This window comes from Verrucomicrobiia bacterium, from assembly GCA_035574275.1.
Lineage (GTDB): Bacteria > Zixibacteria > MSB-5A5 > DSPP01 > DSPP01 > DSPP01.
The window spans coordinates 21,683-43,112 of sequence record DATLYY010000079.1 but is presented as its reverse complement, the minus strand read 5'-3'; the positions used below and the strand labels follow the sequence as shown (position 1 = coordinate 43,112).

The following is a 21,430-nucleotide window of genomic DNA, read 5'->3' as shown; positions in this document are numbered from 1 at the left end:
GCGGGCGATAGGAACGGGAAAAGATTCTCCCAAAACCGCCGGTGTTGATATTTTGGGCTGGGAATTCGCCTTCGAAATAAACGAAATGGCCAAACAAGTGGCGGAAGAAGCAAGGGTGGATGTGTCCTTCAAAAAAATTCCGCGTGAAGTTTTGGAAAAGAAAGCGGTGGAGCAGGGAGACATTCATTTTTATGAACTGGCGGCTTTGAAGGTTGACGTTAAAGCTAAAGGACGGCAGGTCAGTTTAAAGCTGAAAGATTTTGTCATACCGCCGGATGACGTTCCGGCGGACGTTCAAAAGGCGATAAAGCATTGGAGCCAGTGGATAGATTATTGGGCGGTGGATTGGGACTTCAAAGGGGACACCTTCCACAACCAGTGGCAAAGCTACCGCACCCGCAAAAACCCGGATTTGCAAAAAGAAATTTCCAATAACTACGAAAAACCGGGACAATATACAATTGTCGTAAAAGTCATTGACATTTTAGGGAACGATACGACCAAGGCCGTTCAAGTTGAGGTAAAATAGTGCCTCGCACCAGAAAAAAAGCATCAGATATTTCCCAGCAAGACCTTATCGATGTCAGTTCCCGGTTAAAAACCGCCCCCTGCGTCCCCGCCCTGCGCGAAGCGTTAAAAGCTTGGCGGGCCGGTGGCTACAAAGGCACTACCGAAACAACCCAAATTTTGCTGAATCACTGGTTCAAAACCGACCATCGTTTGCCAAGCGGCCAGCCATTTGCCTATCACTATTCCCAGCGGGATGCCATCGAAACCTTGATTTATGTATGGGAATATGAAAAAGTAAGAACCCGCAAAGGTTTGTTGGAACGATACGCGCAAGACCTCAAAGGAGTGCGGCTTCCGCCCTATGACGAATTTGCCCGGTATTGTATCAAAATGGCCACGGGTAGCGGAAAGACCAAAGTTATGGCTTTGGCCATCGTCTGGCAGTTTTTAAACGCCGTCCGGGAAGGCGGCGAAGATTATGCCAAAACCTTTTTGGTGATTGCCCCCAATGTAATTGTCTTCGAACGGCTCAAAACCGACTTTCAGAGCGGCAGGATTTTCAAAGCCGACCAAATGATTCCTCGCTCTTTGGAAATATTCTGGGATTTTGACTGCGTTATGCGGGGGGATGGCGAAAGACCGCACTACGAAGGAACTCTGTTCCTCACCAACATTCAGCAATTCTATGAACGAACCGGGCGGCAAAACGACCAAGAGCCAGAACAAATGACCGCTGTAATGGGTTCAAAACCCCCAACCCAAAAGTTGGACTTTACGGATTTTAGCGAAAGAATTGCCTTGCGAAGTGGCAAACTTTTGGTGGTAAATGACGAAGCCCACCACACACACGATGAAGAGAATGAGTGGAACAAAATAATTCGGGATCTTCATACTAAAACACCGCTCTCGGCACAACTTGATTTTACGGCTACACCTCGGTTTCAAAAAGGAGAAATCTTTCCTTGGACAATTTTCGACTATCCGCTACTGCAAGCTATTCGGGATGCAATTGTGAAAAGACCAGTCAAAGGCATCGCTCGTTTCGCTGAAGCAAAATCCAATATTGCCAGCACCAAGTACAAGCCCTTTCTGATTGCGGGAGTGGAGCGGTGGAGGGAATACTACGAGCAACTGGCCCCGCTGAATAAAAAACCGATTTTGTTCATAATGCTGAACAGTACCGATGAAGCGGATGATGTGGGCGACTGGTTGAAAGTTAAATATCCAAAAGAATTTGGCGGCGAACAAACCTTGATAATTCATACCGATACAAAAGGGGAAATTACCAAAGCAGATTTGGAAAAAGCCAGAAAGTTAGCCAAAGATGTGGACCACGGGGAAAACCCGGTTAACGGCATCGTCAGCGTACTGATGCTTCGGGAAGGGTGGGACGTGCAGAACGTTACCGTCGTGGTTGGTTTGCGGCCGTACAGTTCAAAAGCAAAAATTTTACCGGAGCAAACTATTGGCCGCGGTCTGCGCTTGATGTTTCGCGGTCTGCCTGTCGGCTACAAAGAAAGAGTAGATGTCATCGGCAACAATGCGTTTTTGACTTTTGTGGACGAACTGGAAAAAGTCGAAGGTATCCCATTGGATACCTTTGAAATTGGAAAAGACCGCCTTAAAATTTTAACGATTATGCCTGCTGAGGAAAAGAAGAAATTTGACATTGGCTTGCCGATTTTAACGCCATCCTTAATGCGAAAAAAGAGCTTGGCCGAAGAAATTGCAGAATTGGACGTAATGACATTCGATTGTCCGGTAATCCCAATGAGCAAGAAAGATGTGGCCGCGGATAAGTTTATGTACGAAGGGTACGACATTATTAACTTGGAAAAATTATTTGAGAGGGAATATGCAATACCGGATCCCCAAACGGCGCAGGAAATTATTGGCTACTACGCCCGTCAAATAGCCCAAGAAGTGAAACTTCCTTCCCAATTTGCGGCTTTGGCTCCCAAAGTGACCGATTTTTTTGAAAACAAAGCTTTTGGCAAAAAAGTTGACTTGGAGGATAAATCCGTAATAAAAGCAATGAATTCTAACGTAGCGCAATTTGTATGTACCCGTGCTTTTGGCAAGGCGCTGCGGGGAAAAGCGGTCTCCGAACTTCAGCCAGAGTTGGTCATACCGGAAAGATTCCTTTCCGAAACGGAACCCTTTCCATGGTCCCGTCCCGTTTGGGAGGGCCGAAAAACCGTTTTCAATTTGGTTCCATGCGATAATGAATTTGAGAAAACTTTTGCCAAATTTTTGGATTCGGCAGAAGATGTCAAGGCATTTTCAAAACTTCCTATGGTTTTCGGTTTTTCTATTGACTATTTGGATGCGGCAATGAATTTGGGCTATTACTACCCGGACTTTGTTGCATTGGATACGGAGGAAACATATTGGATATTGGAAACCAAAGGCCAAGAAACCGAAAACGTAAAACACAAAGACCGCGCCGCAAAACTTTGGGCTGAAAACGCCACAAAATTGACCGGAAAGAATTGGAAATATTTGAAAGTTAAACAAAAAGAGTTTGAACAGTTGCGCCCTTCATTGTTATCCGAATTGTCGGTTTTATCTGCTGCGCTACTGTAATCCTCTCATTTTGCGTTGACAAGCGGGTAGGAAGTTTTTTACTTGTCGGTGATGGACTTGGAGGGAAGTTTAAACCGGTTTTCGGTTGCGGAGGTCTTTCAACTCCTTTCCTTTTCCCGCAAGACCGGCACGCTCGGCCTGCAGCGGCAGGAGGAGGTGGCGATGGTGTATTTCAACCAGGGGAACGTCATCTACGCCTACACGCCGCAGCAGAAAATCCCGCTGGGGGAACTGCTCGTCCAGCAGGGGGTTTTGACCCAGAACCAACTGGCGGGGGCCCTGGCGGAAAAGGAGAAGCACCCGCAAAGGCGCATCGGGGAGATTTTCGTCAAGTTCGGCTTTGTTTCCCGCTCGCAGATGGAGGATGCCGTCCGGCGTCAAGTCGAAGAGCTCATCTATCGGCTTTTGCACTGGGAGAACGGGAATTTCAAATTCTACGAAAACGAATTCCCGACCGAAGAGGAAATTCTGATTCACATCTCCACCGAAAATCTAATCCTCGAAGGGGTCCGGCGGCTCGATGAACTGGAAGAGGTCAAACAGCGGCTGCCGGATTTCGGCACGGTGTTTGTGGTCAAGCCGATTCCGGAGCAGCGGATCCGGGACGTGGCGCTCAAGGGGGATGAGTGGAACATTCTGGCGCTCGTCGACGGCCGGAAGGATGTGTACCAAATCATCGAGCGCTCAAACCTCGACCGGCTTTCGACTTTGAAAAACCTGGCGGCTTTGTACATGTCCGGGCTCATCGAGCCGGCCAAGGAGGGGAACGGGAGCGGGGAGGAGAAGTTGGTGGGGCTGGTGGAAAAACTTTCGACCCTTTTGGAAACCTACCAAAGGAAATGAGCTCCCCCCGGGCGGAAATTTTTGAGCGGCTGGCCCAACAGTCGGAGGAATTTCTGGCCGGCTGGGCGCAAAGGGAGGCCGAGGGGCTGAAAACCTTCAAACAAATCTGGCGACTGAAGGAGCTGGCCTACCGCCCGATCGAGGAATTTCCGGATTTGGCGGAGCGCTTCCGGCTCTTTGAGCAGTGGCTGGGGACAGAGGGGATGGAGCTGGCTTCCACCCCCCTCACGCGCTACCAGATGGAGGAGGTTTCCGCCGCCTTGGAAAAGCTCAAGCTTTTTCTGCCGCGCAACGGGGAGGGGACGGAGGCGGGGGATTCCGGCGACCATCTTGCAGAGCTTTCGGAAAAGTTCGTGGCCCGGCTGACCGGGCGGGAGGCGAAGCCGCCCGCCTTTGCGGCGAAAACCGGCCATTTCCCCTCCGGCAACGACCGCACCAGCGGGGATTTGAGCGAGGATTTCCAAAAGCTTTTGGGATATGAGCTGGAGTACATGCGGGAGTACCGCAAGCCGGGGGAACATCCGCTTTCGGTCATCGGGCGGCTTTTGGATGCGCTCACCGCCCGGTATCATCTGGCGGACGAGGTGTTCGTGGCGCATCTTTTGTACTTTTTGCAGGCGCAGAACTATCCCGTGGGGCCGTACCTGGAAAAATTCCGGCAGGTGAAAAGCCGGGTGAAGAAGTAGGATGGAAGAGACCGCGGAACTTTTGTATTTCCAGGCAATCGAGTCGCTTTTGAAGAAGGATTTCGACGCCGCGGAGGTGTATCTGGAGCGGGCGCGGCGGAAGCCGGGGTTTTCGCACGAGGCGGAGATTGCCTACACGGCGCTTTTGGTGCGCAAGGAGGCGTTGAAACAGAAAGAGGTGTACAACATTTAGCGTTTTTCGGGCCGGTTTCGTATTATATTACGCCCAGCGGGTTTCGAAAGGAACCGGGAAAGCCGGATTCGGGTTTTAGGCAAGGTAAAAGATTGGCGGTAAAGGAGGTTTAAATGGCCAAGAAACAGAGCTTCGCCGACAAGGCGTCCAAAGTGAAACACTCGGTCACCTGCCCGGTTTGCGGCGGGACGGTGCAGTCCGTTCTGTACGTCCGCTCGGCCAAGGCGGATTCGGGGGCGTGGAAATTCCGCCAGAAGGTCGTGCAGGTCTGCAAGTGCAACCACGCGGAGATTTACGGATAAGCGGGAAATAATCCGTTTTACGCCGCTCCCACGGAGAAAGTTGGGAGCGGCTTTTATTTGCAGAGGTTCCCACTCTTTACAACCTTGAGAAAAATCGGTAAATACTAATGTCCGATATGAAAATCGAAAAAGAATTTTTGCCGTTCGTCATCCGGCCGGGGCGGTACACCGACGGGGAGCTGGGAAGCTTTAAAAAAGAGGGGCAGAAAATCCGGGCGGTGCTGCTCTATCCGGATTTGTACGAGTTTGCAATTTCCTCCTTCGAACACCGGCAGGCATATGCCGTTTTGAACAACCATCCGGATATTGCCGTGGAGCGGGCGTATCTGCCGGCGCCGGACGCCCAGAAGGTGATGAAGGAAGAAGGCGTGCCGCTTTTCACCGTAGAGTCCGGGCGGCCGGTGAAGGAATTCGATTTGATTCTGTTCCAAACAGAGCGGAAAAGGGACCATTTCTTTTTTCCGCGATTGATGGAGCTGGCCGGCCTCGAAGCAGAAAGGGAAAAGCGGGGTGGGGGAGCGGTGGTCGCCACGTTCGGCAAGGGGTCGCTCTGGAGCGGGGGATTGGGGCGGTTTTTCGACACGGCGGTTCATCTCGAAGGGTTCGCCGCGGCCGTTGCACTTTCGAGAAGTTTGTCCAATCTGAATGAGAAGTTTGACCGGCAAAGGTTTTTGGAAAATCTGGAAGGGGCGACCATCTATGCCACCAATCAAAGCAAAAAAGGGCATCCGGCGATAACGCCGTCGGAATATCGAAATTATTTCCCCAAACTTTTGATTCCCACGCTCGACCCGGAAAGCTCGTTTTTGAATATCCGGCTGGACGGGCTCACCGGGGATTTGGACGTCACGGCGGCGGCGGTGGATTTGCAGAACCTGGTTTTTGCCTCCGGCTATGACGACGTGCGGTTCGACTTTGCGGGCGGGGAGCCGCCTTTGCCTTTGGCGCCGCTGGCGGCTTCGCTGGCCGGTTACATGAGCAAGGTGTACGGCAAGCTGGATTTTTCCAACCTGAAGCCGGAGCTGTTCACGCCGGAGCTTTTGGCGGTTTTGCGAAAGAGTTCCGTACTCGGCGCCGGGTTTTACCTCGGCTCCGGCGTTGAACGGAACCGGAAGCTTTTGGGGGTGCAAGCCGGGGAGGGGGAGATTTTCGAAAAGGTGCGGGAGGTTTTGAATCTTGCACCCAAACAAATCCGGCTGTACCTGTATTTAGGTTTTCCGAATGAAACGGAGGAGGAGATTGCCGAGACGGCCGAGTTTTTGAACCGGGTGGCGTCGGAAGTGCGGCGGGGTTCCGGGCGGACGATGCTGCGGGGGTATTTGGGGGTTTTTTCCGCCGTGCCGCATCAAGGATTGTGGAAGGGGGCTTTGATTGGGCCGTCCGAAGTCACCCGGCGGCAGGAACTTTTGAAAAAGCATCTTTCGGCCCGCAATCTGCAACTGCGCTACGAGCCGCCGGAACAGATTTATCTGACCGGGTTGTGGGAACGGCTCGGCGATAAAGTTGCGGATTTTATTGCGGGTTATGCCGCTCACATCAAGCCGGATGAGACGCCGGACGACGGAGCGGATTACCGTCGGCTGGACTGGGTGCTCCAAGAAATGGGCGTCAGAGCAACAGAAGTTTTGGGCGCGGAGTTTTTAGGCACCGAACCCCGGAGCGGGGGCTCCGGGCTACCCACGGACTGGGCGTACCGGGTTCCGGTCGTCAAAAAATCGGGCGCGCCGATTACGCTCTCGCTGGAGCCGCCGACGACGGCAGCCTCGGCTTCGGGCGGGGAAATGCAATACGGGCGCGCCAAACGGAGAATTCGCTTCCACCCCGAGGCACTGCAAGTGCCGAACACGGTCATCCGCTTCCGCTGGGAGAAGGGGGAGGCGGCGCGGTATTCCTCCCACCTCGACGTCATCAAAGTTTTTGAGCGGGCTTTGCGCCGCTCCGGGCTGCCGGTTTCGTATTCGCAGGGGTTTCACCCGAAAATGAAGGTGGCGTTCGGGCCAGCTCTGCCGCTCGGCCATCTTTCCACGGCGGAATATCTGGATATCCGCTTCGAGCAGCCGTACCGGCAGGAGTTTTTTGCCCGGCTGGCTGCAGCCCTGCCGCCGGGATTTTCGCTCATCGATGCCCAGCCGATTCTGGCCAAGACAGAATCCCTTTCGGCCAGCGTGAACGTGGCCCGCTATGAAGTCCGGCTGCCGGGAGCGGTCGAGTCAACTCGCTGCGCAAAATTTCTGGAAGAAAAAGAGGTATGGGTGGAGCGGAGTTCCGAGGGGGAGCGAAAACGGGTGAACGTGCGCCCGTTCGTGCGGGGGCTGGAGCCGAATGGACACGGGCTTAAAATGGAATTGGTGATGGCAGGGGGGGACTACGCCCGGCCGGAGGAGGTCTTGGTCGGAATGGGGCTGCCGGAGATGGTGACGCAGGAGGCGGTTTTTATCCGGCGGGAGCTTTTGATTTTTGCCGATGGGAATCTTCTTTCGCCCCACGAGGTGAGATAAACGAAAGCCGCAAGTTCGTCCGGGGTCGAAACAATTTCCCCCGCGCGGCGGGCGGCGGCAAAAATTCTGGCCGGCTGGCTGGAAGCGGGCGGGGATCCCAAACAGGCGCTGCGCGGCGTTGCGGGGCTTTCGGCCCAGGACCGTAGCTTGGTCTGGGAGCTGGTGGTCGGAACCATCAAAAAATTCGGGCGGCTGGAGCGATTTTTGCCCCTGCTTTTAGCAAAAGAAAATCCTCCCGTTACTTTGAAAGCGATTCTTCTACTTTCGCTATTCCAACTGGAAGAAAAAAAATGGCCGGAGTATGCCGTGGTGAACGACGCCGTGGAGCTGGCGAAAGTGTTCCGCTTAGGCAAACTTTCCGGTGTGGTGAACGGCTGTTTGCGGAAGTTTTTGCGTGAGCGACCGGCGCTCTCGTTCACCGATGCGGCGGATGAGCTGGCGGGAACGTATTCCTATCCGAGCTGGATTGTGGAGGAGTGGCTCGGTTTGTTTGGCCGGGAAAAGACAATACGGATGCTGGCTTGGGGGAACGGAGCGCCGGCGACTTTTGTGCGCCTAAACCGGTTGAAAACCAATGAGGAGGAGTTTTTTTCATTTCTTGCCAAGCAGAAATTCGAATGGGAGCGGTGCCTTCGGTTTTTGAATTTTTACAAAATCAGGAAAGAAATCTCCTTGACCGATTTTGAGCTTTTGCGGGAGGGGAAGGGATACATTCAAGATCCCTCGACAATGCTCGCCGTGCGGGTTTTGGACCCGCATCCGAACGAGGAAATTCTGGACGCCTGCGCGGCGCCGGGAGGAAAGACGGCTTTGATTGCTGAATCGGGCGCGAGTATCACGGCGGTGGAGAGAAGTCCCCGAAGGATGCAGGTTATGGCGGGGAACTTCAAGCGGCTCGGAGTGAAGGGTGTTCATCTGGTCACCGGGGATTTTTTGACGCATCCGTTCAAGCAGAAATTTGATAAAATTTTGATTGACGCGCCGTGCACTGGGCTTGGAACGATGGCACGGCACCCGGAGTTGCGCTGGGAAAAGAAAAAGGAGGATGCCGTGCGGCTCGGCGCACAGGCCTTGCAATTTCTGGAACGGGCCGCGGGGCTGGTCAAACCCGGAGGAATTATTGTTTATTCCACCTGCACGCTGACGACGGAGGAAAACTGGAACGCTTGCGAAAAATTTTTGGCCGGGCATCCAGAATTCGAACGGGAGAGTTCGGAAGCTTGGGCGGGGAAAGAATTTTGCGATACGCAGGGGAACGTGGTGATTTTGCCGGGAGAGTATGAAACCGACGGGGTTTTCGTATGCCGGTTGAAAAGAAAAAAGTAGTTCCGGCAAAGGTCGTCCGGCCGGGGAAGGTGGAGCTTTCCTCACCCGTTCAGTATTTGAAAGGGGTGGGGCCGGAAAGAGCCAAGGCGCTGTCCGAGGTCGGCGTGGAAACCGTCGAGGATTTTCTCTATTACTTGCCACGCCGTTACTTGGACCGAAGCCGGGTGGTGAAAATTGGCGATTTGAAAGTGGGGGAGGAGGTCACAGTCGTCGGCAACGTTCTGGACGTGCGGGTTGTGCGCCGGCGGACGCAGCGGTTTGTGGTCACTCTGCACGATGGGACGGGGTATCTGGCTTTGGTCTGGTTCCACGTTCCCTCTTTTTTGCCCGGCTACTTTGAGAAGGGGATGGAGGTGGCGGCTTCCGGCGTCGTTTCCCTCTACGGCACTCTGCAGATGACCCATCCGGATTTTGAAATCGTCGGCGGCCCGGAGGAGCAGAAATTTCTGCACACCGGGCGGGTGATACCTTTATATCCCTCGACGGCCGGGCTGAAGGCCAAGCGGCTCGATTCGCGGGGGATGCGGCGTTTGATGTTTGATTTAATCGACAAACACTCCGAACTGTTTTTTGATTTATGGCAAAAGGAGGAACTGGAGAAGCTGTCGCTGCCGGAGTTGGGGTGGGCGCTCAAGCACGTCCATTTTCCGGAAACGCTGGAGGACGCCGAGCGGGCACGGAACCGGCTGGCGTTCGACGAGCTTTTCGCCCTGGAGCTGGTGCTCCTCGGGCGCAAGCGTAAGTTGCGTTTGCATCCGAAAGAGCGGACCTTCCGGCCGCCGGGGAAACTGGTCGAAGAATTCTATTCGATACTACCATTCAAATTGACGGCGGCGCAAAACCAGGCCTTGGCGGAGATCTTCACCGACATTTTGTCCCCCTACCCGATGAGCCGGCTTTTGCAGGGGGACGTGGGCTCCGGAAAGACGGCGGTGGCGGCCGCCACCATGGCCTTCGCCGTGGAGAACGGCTATCAGGCCGTTTTGATGGCGCCGACGGAGGTTTTAGCGGAGCAGCATTTCCGGACGCTTTCGGCTTGGTATTCCAAACTGGGAATAGAAGCGGGGCTTTTGACCGGCTCGGTCAAAAACGCCCAGCGGGAAAAACTCTTGGCCGGGCTGGCCTCCGGTGAATTGAAATTGGCCGTCGGCACACACGCGCTACTCGAGCCGACGGTGGAATTCAAGGAGCTGGCGCTGGTGGTGGTGGATGAGCAGCACCGCTTTGGCGTCTCGCAACGGGGGCTTTTGAAGCGGAAGGGAAGGGAGGCGGAACTTTTGGCGATGACCGCCACGCCGATACCCCGCTCGCTGGCCTTGACGGCGTACGGAGATTTGGATATGTCGGTCATCAAAGAGCTTCCGGCGGGGCGGGCGCCCATCACCACGGCGTACCGGACGGAGGAGAAAAAGCCGGAGATTTGGAATTTCGTCAAAACCGAGCTGGCCAAAGGCCGTCAGGCGTACGTGGTTTATCCAGTGATTGAGGAATCGGAAAAATCCGATTTGAAAGCAGCCAAGGCGGAATTCGAAAACCTAATGAAAATCTTTTCCGAATTTTCAGTCGGACTTCTGCACGGCAAGCTTAAAGGAAACGAGAAGATAAAAGTTATGGAGGGGTTCTCGTCCGGAAAGCTGAAGCTTCTGGTGGCCACGAGCGTGGTCGAAGTGGGGTTGGATGTCCCCAACGCCACTTTGATGATTGTGGAAGAAGCCCAGCGGTTCGGGCTGGCGCAACTGCATCAATTGCGCGGCCGGGTGGGACGGGGAGCGGAGAAATCGTACTGCATTTTGATTTCTCCGCCCAACATTTCGGCTACCGCCAAGGCGCGGCTGGAAGCGTTGACGAAGGAACGGGACGGGTTCAAAATCGCCGAGCTGGATTTGGAGCTGCGGGGGCCGGGGGAATTTTTGGGACTGCGGCAGCACGGCTTCCCGGATTTGAAAATTGCGCGGCTGGATGATTTGGAGCTCATACACCGGGCGCGCAAGAAAGCGGAGGAGGTTTTGTTCGAGAAAAAGGAGCCGGTGTCCCGCTTTCAGAATTTGTTGCGCCGGTGGGGGAAAACCCTTACCTTTCTGGAGACGAGTTGAACATGTCCGCCGAGCTGAAGCTGAAAGAAATCGTTGCCACCACGGAGAAGGTGGCGCGGGAAATCCGGGAGTTGATTCCCCACATCCACGACTACGATCTGCAGCGCCTTTTGAAAAAGGTGGATGCCGATTTATCCGACGCTTTGCACGATTTGGCCATCGCCGTCCGGCTTTCGGAAAAAAAGACGGCCTGATTCCCGTTGATCGAGACCTTTCATCTCGGCAAAAACTTCGGCTCTGTTCGCGCCGTCGTTGATTTAAACCTTCAAACCAAACCCGGCGAAATTTTCGGCTTTCTGGGGCCGAACGGCGCGGGGAAAACCACCACCATCAAACTCATCACCGGGCTTTTGCGCCCCTCCTCCGGGCGGGTGGTCGTCGGCGGCGTTGACGTCGTCAAAAACCCCGTGGAGGCGAAAAAAATTCTGGCCTACGTGCCGGACCAGCCGCAGCTGTACGGCAAGCTGACAGTGGAGGAGTTTTTGAAATTCATCGGCGCGGTGTACCGAATGGATTCCAAGTCCTGCCAGCAGGGAATCGGCAATTTCCTCGAGTTATTCGGCTTTGCCGACAAACGGTGGGAGCTTATCGAATCCCTTTCCCACGGCACCAAGCAGAAAGTGGCGTTGGCCGCGGCCTTTCTGCACGAACCGAAAGTTTTGCTTTTGGACGAGCCATTGGTCGGGCTGGACCCCCGCTCGGCGCGGATTTTGAAAGACCTTTTGCGCCAATACGCCAAGCGGGGGGCCACGATTTTTCTTTCCACCCACATTCTGGAAGTGGCGGAGCGGATGTGCGACCGGGTGGGAATCATCAACAAAGGGGAGCTGGTGGCCCTCGGAGCGGCCGAGGAGCTGAAGTCGAAAACCGGCCAAGAAGGGGAGAGTTTGGAGGATCTCTTTTTGGAGCTGACGGGCGGGCTGGAGGAGACCGAAGTTTTGAAATTTCTGGGTGAGCAGGGGTGATGTTTTGGGCCTTGATTGCCGTGCGGCTCAAGTGTTTTTGGAACGCACTCTGGCGGGTGGGGTGGTCGTACCGGTTTTTGGCCCTTTTGGCCCTCCTGGGCATCGGCGTTTTTTGCGCGGTCAGTTTTGGCACGGGATACGGTCTTTTCCGAGCACTCGCCGCGCATCCGGAATGGGGGGGTGTGGTCGCGGAGATTGTTTTGTTTTTTTCCTTTTCGGCCATTCTCCTTTTCTTTTTTATTTCCACGGCCAGCTCGGCCGTGTTCAGTTTGTTTTTGTCCGGCGATTTGGAGTTCCTTTTTTCGCTGCCCCTCCCGGCCCGGATTGTCTTTGCCGCCAAGTTGGTTGAATCGCTGGCGCTCTCCTTTGCCTTCCTTCCCCTTCTTTTTTTGCCCTTTCTGATCGGTTACGGCATCGGGTACGGCGCGCCGTTTTACTTTTATTTCGCCGCGGTTTTGATTTTGGCCGCGCTTCTGGTCTGGGGTTCCTGTTTTGGGTTCGTTTTATCCTCTTTTCTGGCGCGGATTTTGCCGCGCCACCGGGCCCGTGAAATTATGACGGCTGCGGGGGCGCTTTTGGCGGTCGCCTTCGCCTTGGGGATGCAGCTCTTTGCGGGGGAGATTCACTTCCGCAATCCCTCGGAGTGGGAAGCCTGGAGCCGGCCGGAAAACTGGAAGCCGCTTTTGGATACGGGAGAGAATCTTTTGGCCGGGGGGTTAAACTATTTTCCTTCCGCCTGGGCCAAGGAGGCGCTTTTGTGGTCGGCCGGGCAGGGGGGAAGCGGGCTTTACTTTTTGCTTCTTTTGGGGAGCGGGGCGGTGCTTTTCGGCCTGGTGGTTTTTTCCGCCGAGAAGGTTTATTTGCGGGGCTGGCTTGCGGCTGGGCCCAAGGCCAAAAAACAACTTGTTTCGCCGGCGAAAATCGCCACCGCGGAGAAATTTTTCTCCCCTTTTTGGGGGGTGATGAAAAAGGACTGGCAGACGCTCAAACGGGATTGGAATCAAATCATCCCGGCTTTGATCATGCCTGCAATGATGGTCGCCCTTCCGCTTCTGACTTCCGCCGGCATCCGGCAGGATCCGGAAGCCGAGCGGTTCATGCCGTTCTTCATACTCCTTTTTGCCGGCATCGTGGCTCTGCAAAACGGGCTTAGGGCCGTTCCTTGGGAGCGGCTTTCGATGAGCCAGATTCTGGTTGCCCCCCTTCCCATGCCGGTCTACATCCGGGCCAAGCTTGCCTTCGCCTCGCTTTGCACGCTCGCGGAGTTGTGGGTTGCCGCGATACTCTTAACGGTCTTTTTTTCGCTTGAGGTAAAGCATTTCCTTCTGGGGCTGTGGCTCTCTTTTTTCATCGCGTCCTCCGCCGGGGCGATCGGGCTGTGGATAGGGACCGTCTTTGCCCGCTGGGACTGGGATAAACCGAATCACATGGTGACGCCGGGGGGAGCGTTTACCCTGGCCGGAATCATTCTTCTGTACGGGCTTTTGTGGGCCGGGCTTTTAACAGCCGGGGTCGCCGCATTAAAATTTCTGCCGTTTGTCGCCGCTTTTATCGCCGCGAGTATAATTTACGGCGCGGTCAGCTTCTTTTTGGTCTGGCTTTTCGGACTGTTTGCGGTGAAACGGCTGGAGAATCTGGAGTGGAAGTTCGGATAGGGGAGGGGCGGATTTCAGCCGATATCTTTAAAGAGAGAAGGGAAAAACATTATTCTGACTAAAACGGCTCCTAAAGTTGCACCGGTAAGCAGGGGAATCGCTGAGTTGAAAGCCCGGCTGCGGCAGGCCAAAGCGGGGGAGCTTTTGTACCCGCACACCACGATGAAAGTGGGGGGGCCGGCGGAGCTTTACGTTGAGGCCGACAGCACGCAAAAATTAATCGAAGCGGTCATCGCGGCGCGGGAGATTGGCGTTCCGTACTTTGTGATGGCGGGGGGAAGCAATCTGGTCATCGACGACGCCGGGCTTGGCGGACTCGTAATCCGCTATACCGCATCCGACCTCGTTGCGGACACAAATAATATGACGCTCGGCTGCGAGGGGGGGCTTTCACTCTGGAGTTTGGTGCAGGAAGCGGGGAACCAAGGTTGGGCCGGGCTGGAAAACTTGGCCGGGATTCCCGGCTCGGTCGGCGGAGCGGTGTTTGGCAACGCCGGAGCGTTTGGCTATTCCATCGGGGAAATTCTGGAAAGCGGCATCGTTTTGACTCCTGCCAACAGTTTGGAAACGGTCGGCAACGATTATTTCAAATTCCGCTACCGGCATTCCTATCTCAAAGAATCCGGCGATATTCTGCTTTCGGTCAAGCTGAAATTCAAGCCGGGAGATAAAGAAGCGTTGTGGCAAAAGATGAAAGAGATTCTAACTTTGCGGGCGGAAAAGCATCCGCCGCACGATTGGCCCTGCGCAGGGAGCTTTTTCAAAAACATCGAAAAGGCGGACGAGCCGTACGGAAAATTGGCCGCCGGCATTCTTTTGGATAAAGTCGGCGCCAAAAATCTGCGCATCGGGCAGGCGGGTGTTTACCATAAGCACGCCAACATCATCGTCAATTACGGCGGAGCGCGCTTTGCAGATATTCGCCGGCTGGCCAATTTGATGCGGCAGAAGGTGTTCGACGAATTCGGCATCACCCTCGAAGAGGAAATCCGCTACGTGGACGGCTCGGGGCGGAAACAAGGGTAACTTCCCCCTCTCCCAAATACCCCTCCGAACCGATTTAACTCCAACAAAAGCTTGACTTTGGCAGTATCATAGGTAGATTATGGGGTGTGACAGGCCGGGTCCGTCCGGAGGGGAAAAGGGCGGAACGGCATTTGGAATAACTCTTAACAAAGGAGGTACTGACTATAGGTAAATAGGTAACGCGTTGTAATACGCAGCGGGTAATGAAGAACGGTTGTTGTAGAAAAAATTGGTCCCTCGTCTTCGCTCGGGACAAGAAAGCCCAAGCCATTCTGGCTTTGGCTATTTTTGTTTTTCCCACTTTTGCTTTCTCCCAAGGATTAAAACTGGATTTGCTTTCCGGCAACGAGTGCCGGCTTTTTTGCGATTCCACCCGGCAGGGGCTGGCCATGGGGCGGGACAGCGTGGCCTGGCTGCCGGCCCCCAATTACTTGCGCAGCTACCACGACATCGACGATGAAAACCAGTTTTTATCCAGCCGGAGTTACTATTTCAACCGGGATGAACTGAACCGGAACGGGGATTACCGGATTTTTGAGCTTTCGGACGCGGCTCTGTCCCGCAGCGAGTTCCGCGGGCGGGCGGACTGGAACAATACCAAAAGGGCCTCCGTCGGCAAGTCGGTCTCCACTTTTGGAAAGGGGGGGAAGGGGCTTTTGAACGTCGATATCCCGGTGAAGTTTCCCAAGGTCATATCCAGTTTGGTCGGCGAGGGGGGGCCGGGGCTTTCGGTGACCGGCAACTACAAGGTGCTTTTCAAGCTGGACAAAAACTACACCACCGGGGTGAACAACAACGTCGGCGTCGTCCGGCAGGGGACCCCCAGCTTCCAGACCCTGCAGGAATACAACATGTATATCACCGGCAACGTCGGCTCCAAGCTTTTCGTAAACATGAAGACGGACAAAAGCTCCAACCAGTACAACCAGCGGCTGGATTTGTCGGACCGGATTCAAATCCGTTACAAGGGGGAAGAGGATGACTTGGTGCAGACCATCGAGGCGGGGAACACCACGCTTTCGCTGGGGGGAACGCGCTACGCCGGGTTTTCGCAATCGGTGCAGGGGCTTTTTGGCGTAAAGGCGCAGGGGAAATTAGGCGGCTTCAACTGGACCACCATCGCCAGCCAGCAGAAGGGGTCTTCGCAGGGGAAGAGCTTCCGGGCGGGGGCGGAGGCGACCACCGTGCGGATTGCGGACAAAAATTATCTGCGCTATACCTACTTTGATTTGGGGAAAAAGGGGATTGCCAAACCGGATTCGGGCGGCGGAATGCCCCCTTTTACGGATGAATTTGACTTGGACGCTTCCGGTGGGCGGGATACCATCGAAGGGGATCCGATATTTTTCAAGGCGGAGCTTTACAGCAATCAAACCCAAAACCAGTTACCTTACGGAAGGTGTTTCCTTAATCCTCTCGATACGCTTGATACACTGACCAATCCGAAAAGCGAACCGGTGGTGGGGGGATTTTTTTTGCAAATCCCCCGTGACCAGTATCTGTTGAACCGGGACTCCTTTTACGTGGTTTTTAAGTATCCTTTGAACGCAGCGGACAAAATAGGTTACATGATGCAGGTTCGCCGCGGGGCAACCGGTCGGCTGGACACTATCGGCTATGCCTACTGGCCGCTTGGAGCGGATACCACCAATTTCAGCGCGCAGCGGTACGTGTTGAAGCTTCTCAAACGGGACGCGGCAAACCCTCTGAATCCGAGCTATTACTACGAATGGAAAAATGTGTATGATTTGCGGGAGCCGAATTTGGACCGGGACGGCTTCGGGGCGAAGATTTATGAAGGGGACATCAGCGAGGCGAACGATTTAAGCCGCAAGGACTATCAGGGAACACCGGGGGCCGGCGGGGTGCGCTACATCGAGCTTTTGGGGCTGGACCAGGTCAACAATCAATCCGGAGATACGATTCCGGATGGCATCGTTGATTTAAATTACGACTATTCCATCGTGCAGGAGGAATTGGGGCATATCATTTTTCCCGACCGCTACCCCTTCAACCCCACAAAGAATTTTGTGGGGGGATCGGCTGGGGTATTAAAGGTGAAAAACCCCGTCATTTACAATTCCGACAGCGCCGGGGTGGCTTTGGGTAAATATTACCTTGAAATAGCGACCAAGGCCCGGCGGACGGAGTTTTCGCTGGGGCAGGTGGATATTCTGGAAGGGTCCGAGGACGTGCGCTTAAACGGACAGAAGCTCATCCGGGACCAGGATTACCGCATCGACTACCAGCTCGGGACCATCACCTTTTACAATTCCCGGGTGACCGACCCGAACGCCGATGTGCAGGTGAACTACGAATACCAGCCGTTTTTGTCCTCGCAGAAGAAAAACCTTTTCGGGCTGCGGACGGAATATTCCACCTCGGAGCAGTTCCGGTTCGGCTCCACCGTTCTCTACCGCAACTCCTCCACCATCGACCAGAAGCCGAGAATCGGCGAGGAGCCGAACCATGCCCTGCTTCTGGACGCCGATTTCGCCTACACCGGGCAGAGCAACTTTGTAACCAGGCTTTTGGACAAGCTGCCGATGGTCACCGCGGTGGCCCCCTCCGCCTTTCAGCTGGACGGAGAAATCGCCCGGAGCATGCCGAACCCGAACACGCTGGGGAGGGCATACATTGACGACTTTGAAGGGAGCCGGGATTTTTCGAGTTTGGGGATCCGGCGGACCACCTGGACCAAATCCTCGGCGCCAGCGGGAAAAACCCAAACCAACCGCGGGCGGCTGGCCTGGTACGTGCCGGATAACAAGATTTTCGATCCTCGCAACAACAATCTGGCCGTTCGGCGATTTCGCATTTTGGAAATCTTCCCGGACCGTTCCGTGGGGACCCAAGAAGAAGGAATGGACGTTCTCGAACTGCGCTACTTTCCGAAAACGGATACCACCGGCTTTCCGGACACAACCGGATGGGCTGGGATAATGCGCTGGCTGGGCAGCGGCAATCAAAACCATCAGGAAACGCAGCTTTTGGAATTCTGGGTGGGGCTGGAGGAGAGCACCACGGCGCCGCGACTGCATTTTGATTTTGGGCAGATAAGCGAAGATATCGATGGTGACGGTGGAAATCCCGAAACCGAGGACCCGGCGCGGATTGGAACGATTCCGCCGGAACAGGATGTGGGGCTGGACGGCATTCCGGATCCGGATTCAAGCAACGACAACTGGGGCATTTCCATTGACAGCATCAATGGAACGGAGAAAAACAACCAAGACCCGGAGTGGCTTTCCAAGCCGGACAAAGAGGATTTGAACGACGACGGCGGGTTGGGGGGAGCGGACGGTTATTTCTCCTTTACGGTCGATTTGAACGACACCACCCGGTTTGTGGTGCCCGGGTCGAGTCGCTACAACGACTTCAACCTAAACAAAGATAACCAACCGGAAGTCCGCCCCGGTGAGAATCGGGCCATTCGCTGGCGGCTGATACGGGTGCCGCTGAAGGACACGAGCGTGGCAAAAATAGTGGGAGGAAGCCCTTCCTGGAGCAATATCCAGTTTGTGCGCATTTGGCTGGAGGGGATTGACACCTCCCGAATCATCTTCGCCAGTTTGGATTTGGTGGGGAACCGCTGGAAGGAGCTGGGGGTTTTTGACGATTCGCTGAAGCCGGTGACCGACAGCCAGAAGGTGCGGGTCTCCGTAATCAATTCGCAGGAACACCCGGCCTACCGGGCCGACCCGCCGCCGGGGGTGGGGGAGGTTTTGAACAAAACGACCAACCTGCGGGAGCGGGAACAGTCGCTCGTTTTGACCTACGAGAATATCGGGCCGCAGAACCAGGGGCTTTTGCAGCGGGTGCTTTTGGGCGGGGTGGAGGATTACTCCGGCTACCGGAACTTGAAGATGATGGTGCACGGGGACCGGCAAATCGGCAACCCGGCGGACAACCTTTCCGATTCGCTTCTGTTCTTTCTACGCTTCGGCTCCGGCACGCAGAACGACCCGGACAATTTCTATGAGTACCGGGTGCTTTTGAAACCGGGCTGGGATTTGAACAATTTTGTGGAAATGGATTTCAACCGGCTGACGAATCTGAAAAACCTGCTCATCAAAAGCCCGCGCCCGACTTCCGTGGTGCAGGACACCATCGACGGCAACTACCGGGTGCGGGGGAACCCGAGTCTGGCGGCGGTGCGCTGGTACGTGATGGGGGTGGAGAACCTGGACTCCACGCGGGCGGCCTCCGGCGAGGTCTGGACGAACGAGCTGATTTTGACCGACGTGCGCCGGGAAACCGGCACGGCCGGGCGCTTCCATCTTTCCACCCAGCTGGCAGATTTGGGGACGGTCAACTTTGAGGCCAGCCGGCAGGGGGCGACTTTCCGCAACCTGACGGGGAGCGAAAGCGGGACTTTGTCCTACAACCGCTCGGCGGCAACCACCGAGCTTTTGAGTTTTTCCGGAAGCTTTCAGGGGCACCGGTTTTTGCCCAAGTTTTTGGGCTTTTCGGCCCTGCCGATTTCCATCAACTGGAGCCGCGGCCGCTCCACGCCGCGGCTGCGCACCGGCTCGGACATCATTTTGACCGACGAGTTCGCCGAAGCGGAGCGCTCCGAGCAGATTCGCCGGGGATTCTCCGTGACCCCCAGTTTGCGCAAGGAGACCAAGAACAAGCTCTGGAATTTGACCTTCAACCGGATGAACGGCTCCTTTTCCTACAGCTACTACCGGGGAAGCGACCCGTTCACCCAGCTTTCCGAACAGCGCTCCTACACGGCTTCATTGGCCTACGACCTTTCCCCCAAGAAGACGCTCGGGTTCAAACCGCTGGGGTGGCTCCCCTCCTTCTGGCTTTTGAAAAAAGTGGGGGGGACGCAGTTCTCCCCGCTGCCGGCCACCTTCAACGTGAGCGGGGACGTTGCGCGCACGCTTTCCACCACGATTTTGAACGACCCCTTTCAGCGCCCCACCGTTTCCTACATCCGGGATTTCCGCGGGCGAATGACGGCCGGGTTCCGCATCTTCCCCAACCTTTCCGCCGATTACAGCTTCAACACCCGGCGCGACATTTCCAATCCGGAGAACCTGGCGTTTTCCTTCAGCCCGAAAAAATTCAAGCTGGGCGTGGAGGTGGAGCGGCGGCAGGATTTCCGCACGAGCTACAATCCGGGGCTTTTCTCCTTTGCCGACACGCGGCTCAATTTTTCCTCCACCTATAGCGAGGCTTTGGTGGTGGGGTTGGGGGCGCTGGCCGGCACCCGTCGGATCGAGGGTTCCAGCGGCTACGGGGCGAACGTGAACTTCAATCTGACCCGGCTTTTGGGACAGCCAAAAGCCCCCTCGCCGGCGGAGGTGGCCCGCAGAACGGCCGAGCGGGAGAAAAAAGAATCGGAACGAAAAGCAAAAGAGGAGGAGAAAAAGAGGCTGGAGGAGGAAAAGAAGCGGGCGGAGCGCTGGCCGTTGGATTCGGCGCGCATCGCGGACAGCTTGGCGCGGGCGGCGGCGGAAGCCCGCCGCCGGGAGGTGGCTTCCTGGGACACGATTCCGGCGGAAATTCGTTTTCGCGAAAGCATGAACCGGTTCGTTCCGCTCCCCGTTCCGGCCTTTGGGTTCATTCTTCCCCGGCTGGGGCCGGCAAAAAAAGATACGGCTTCAGTTCCCGCACCCATTCCGCCGACGCCGGTTGCGCCGGGCGGGGTGGCCAAGCTCCCGGGCGATACGACGATGCGGGCCGCGCCGGATGGCGCCCGCCCCGGTTTTGCCCTGGGAGATTCGGCCAAAAAACCGGTCCCGCCCCCCGTGGCCAAGGAGAAGGGGAGCGGGAAGGTCTTTTTGCTTTCCAACGGGCTAAACTTTGTGCGCAAGCTGGCGGACCGGGTGGAGCCGGTTCAGTTCACCTACAACCACACGAACAACATCAGCCGGCAGGGGCTCCGAAACCGGCCGGGGCTGGATTTTCAATTCGGGCTGGTCACCGACCCGGGGGAGGCGGGGGTTTCCAGCAGTTCGAACAGCGAACGGGAGGCGGACAACTACACGGCGGGGACCGGACTGAATCTCGGCTCGGGCATCCGGGTGAACGGCCGCTATGCCAAAAACATCACCCAGGGTCGCATCTCCACCGGCTCCAGCCGGCAGGAGGCGGAAACTTTTCCCGACATGACCGTCAGTTTATCCGGGCTGGAGCGGCGGGTCGGATTTTTGAAGAAAATCCTGCCGGCCGGAACCATCTCCTCCAATTACCAGAAGCAGACCACCACGAGCTTTGACACGCGCACGGGGCAGGCGCTTAGCCAAGGCATCGCCAAAAACCACAACCCGCTCGTTTCCGTCTCCGCCACGTTTTTCCGCGGGCTATCGGCCAACTTCAGCTACCGGAAAAGCCTGCAGGAGATGAAAACCCGCCCGGAGGGAACGAGCGTTTTCAACACCTCCCAGAACACGGAAAACGGCTTCATGCTTTCCACCCGCTACAGCTTCATCGCTCCGCGCGGCATCCGGCTTCCGCTTCTGCGCGGCATCCGGCTTTCCTCCAGTCTGAACACGAACCTGTCGATTCAGTACTCCCACCGGGTCTCGCGGAATCTGAACCCGACCCCCGGAACTTCCGGCATCACCACGGACATGTCCACCCTTTCAATCAACCCCTCCTTCACCTACAGTTTTTCCACGCAGGTGGATGGCGGGTTCTCGCTGCAGTGGACGGACCAGAAAAACAACATCGACAAGAAGACCAACAAAATCCGGACGGCCACCTTCACCGTTGACTTGAAATTTTAATTCC

Annotated in this window: 14 protein-coding genes; all 14 read left to right on the top strand. The window is 55.7% G+C overall.

Features of this window, described 5'->3' with window-relative positions:
• Nucleotides 1–529: PKD domain-containing protein (locus tag VNL73_11590; GenBank protein HXF50050.1), on the top strand; the 529-nt coding region annotated here is incomplete at its 5' end.
• Entirely contained in the window at nt 529–3,096 is a 2,568-nt protein-coding gene (locus VNL73_11585; GenBank protein HXF50049.1) for a DEAD/DEAH box helicase family protein, read from the top strand. The genes VNL73_11590 and VNL73_11585, both read left to right, overlap by 1 nt.
• Nucleotides 3,097–3,147: 51 nt before the next feature.
• Nucleotides 3,148–3,939, top strand: a complete 792-nt coding sequence (locus tag VNL73_11580) for a DUF4388 domain-containing protein (protein ID HXF50048.1) — start codon at nt 3,148–3,150, stop codon at nt 3,937–3,939.
• Nucleotides 3,936–4,625: a hypothetical protein gene (locus tag VNL73_11575; GenBank protein HXF50047.1), complete on the top strand. Its 690-nt coding sequence runs from the start codon at nt 3,936–3,938 to the stop codon at nt 4,623–4,625. Before VNL73_11580 ends, VNL73_11575 begins: the two co-directional genes overlap by 4 nt.
• A 1-nt stretch (nt 4,626) precedes the next feature.
• The gene (locus VNL73_11570; GenBank protein ID HXF50046.1) at nt 4,627–4,818 is read left to right on the top strand and encodes a hypothetical protein; all 192 of its coding nucleotides are present in this window, start codon (nt 4,627–4,629) and stop codon (nt 4,816–4,818) included.
• 113 nt (nt 4,819–4,931) lie between these two features.
• Nucleotides 4,932–5,120, top strand: a complete 189-nt coding sequence (locus VNL73_11565) for a hypothetical protein (GenBank protein ID HXF50045.1) — start codon at nt 4,932–4,934, stop codon at nt 5,118–5,120.
• Between the two features lie 116 nt (nt 5,121–5,236).
• A complete protein-coding gene (locus VNL73_11560) occupies nt 5,237–7,618 on the top strand; it encodes a TIGR03936 family radical SAM-associated protein (protein ID HXF50044.1) in 2,382 nt (793 codons plus the stop codon).
• A 33-nt stretch (nt 7,619–7,651) separates the two neighbouring features.
• Nucleotides 7,652–8,944 carry a 16S rRNA (cytosine(967)-C(5))-methyltransferase RsmB gene (gene rsmB / locus VNL73_11555; GenBank protein HXF50043.1) on the top strand — a complete coding sequence of 431 codons (1,293 nt, stop codon included), beginning with the start codon at nt 7,652–7,654 and terminating at the stop codon, nt 8,942–8,944.
• Complete coding sequence (recG, locus tag VNL73_11550) at nt 8,920–11,037, top strand: ATP-dependent DNA helicase RecG (protein HXF50042.1); 2,118 nt, start codon at nt 8,920–8,922, stop codon at nt 11,035–11,037. The genes rsmB and recG overlap by 25 nt, the downstream gene beginning before the upstream one ends.
• The gene (locus VNL73_11545) at nt 11,034–11,231 is read left to right on the top strand and encodes a hypothetical protein (protein ID HXF50041.1); all 198 of its coding nucleotides are present in this window, start codon (nt 11,034–11,036) and stop codon (nt 11,229–11,231) included. The genes recG and VNL73_11545 overlap by 4 nt, the downstream gene beginning before the upstream one ends.
• A 6-nt stretch (nt 11,232–11,237) precedes the next feature.
• On the top strand, nt 11,238–12,002 hold the full coding sequence (locus VNL73_11540; GenBank protein HXF50040.1) for an ABC transporter ATP-binding protein: 765 nt from the start codon (nt 11,238–11,240) through the stop codon (nt 12,000–12,002).
• The gene (locus tag VNL73_11535) at nt 12,002–13,657 is read left to right on the top strand and encodes a hypothetical protein (GenBank protein ID HXF50039.1); all 1,656 of its coding nucleotides are present in this window, start codon (nt 12,002–12,004) and stop codon (nt 13,655–13,657) included. The genes VNL73_11540 and VNL73_11535 overlap by 1 nt, the downstream gene beginning before the upstream one ends.
• A gap of 105 nt (nt 13,658–13,762) precedes the next feature.
• Entirely contained in the window at nt 13,763–14,683 is a 921-nt protein-coding gene (gene murB, locus VNL73_11530; GenBank protein HXF50038.1) for a UDP-N-acetylmuramate dehydrogenase, read from the top strand.
• A gap of 203 nt (nt 14,684–14,886) precedes the next feature.
• Complete coding sequence (sprA, locus tag VNL73_11525) at nt 14,887–21,426, top strand: cell surface protein SprA (GenBank protein ID HXF50037.1); 6,540 nt, start codon at nt 14,887–14,889, stop codon at nt 21,424–21,426.
• Nucleotides 21,427–21,430 lie beyond the last annotated feature (4 nt).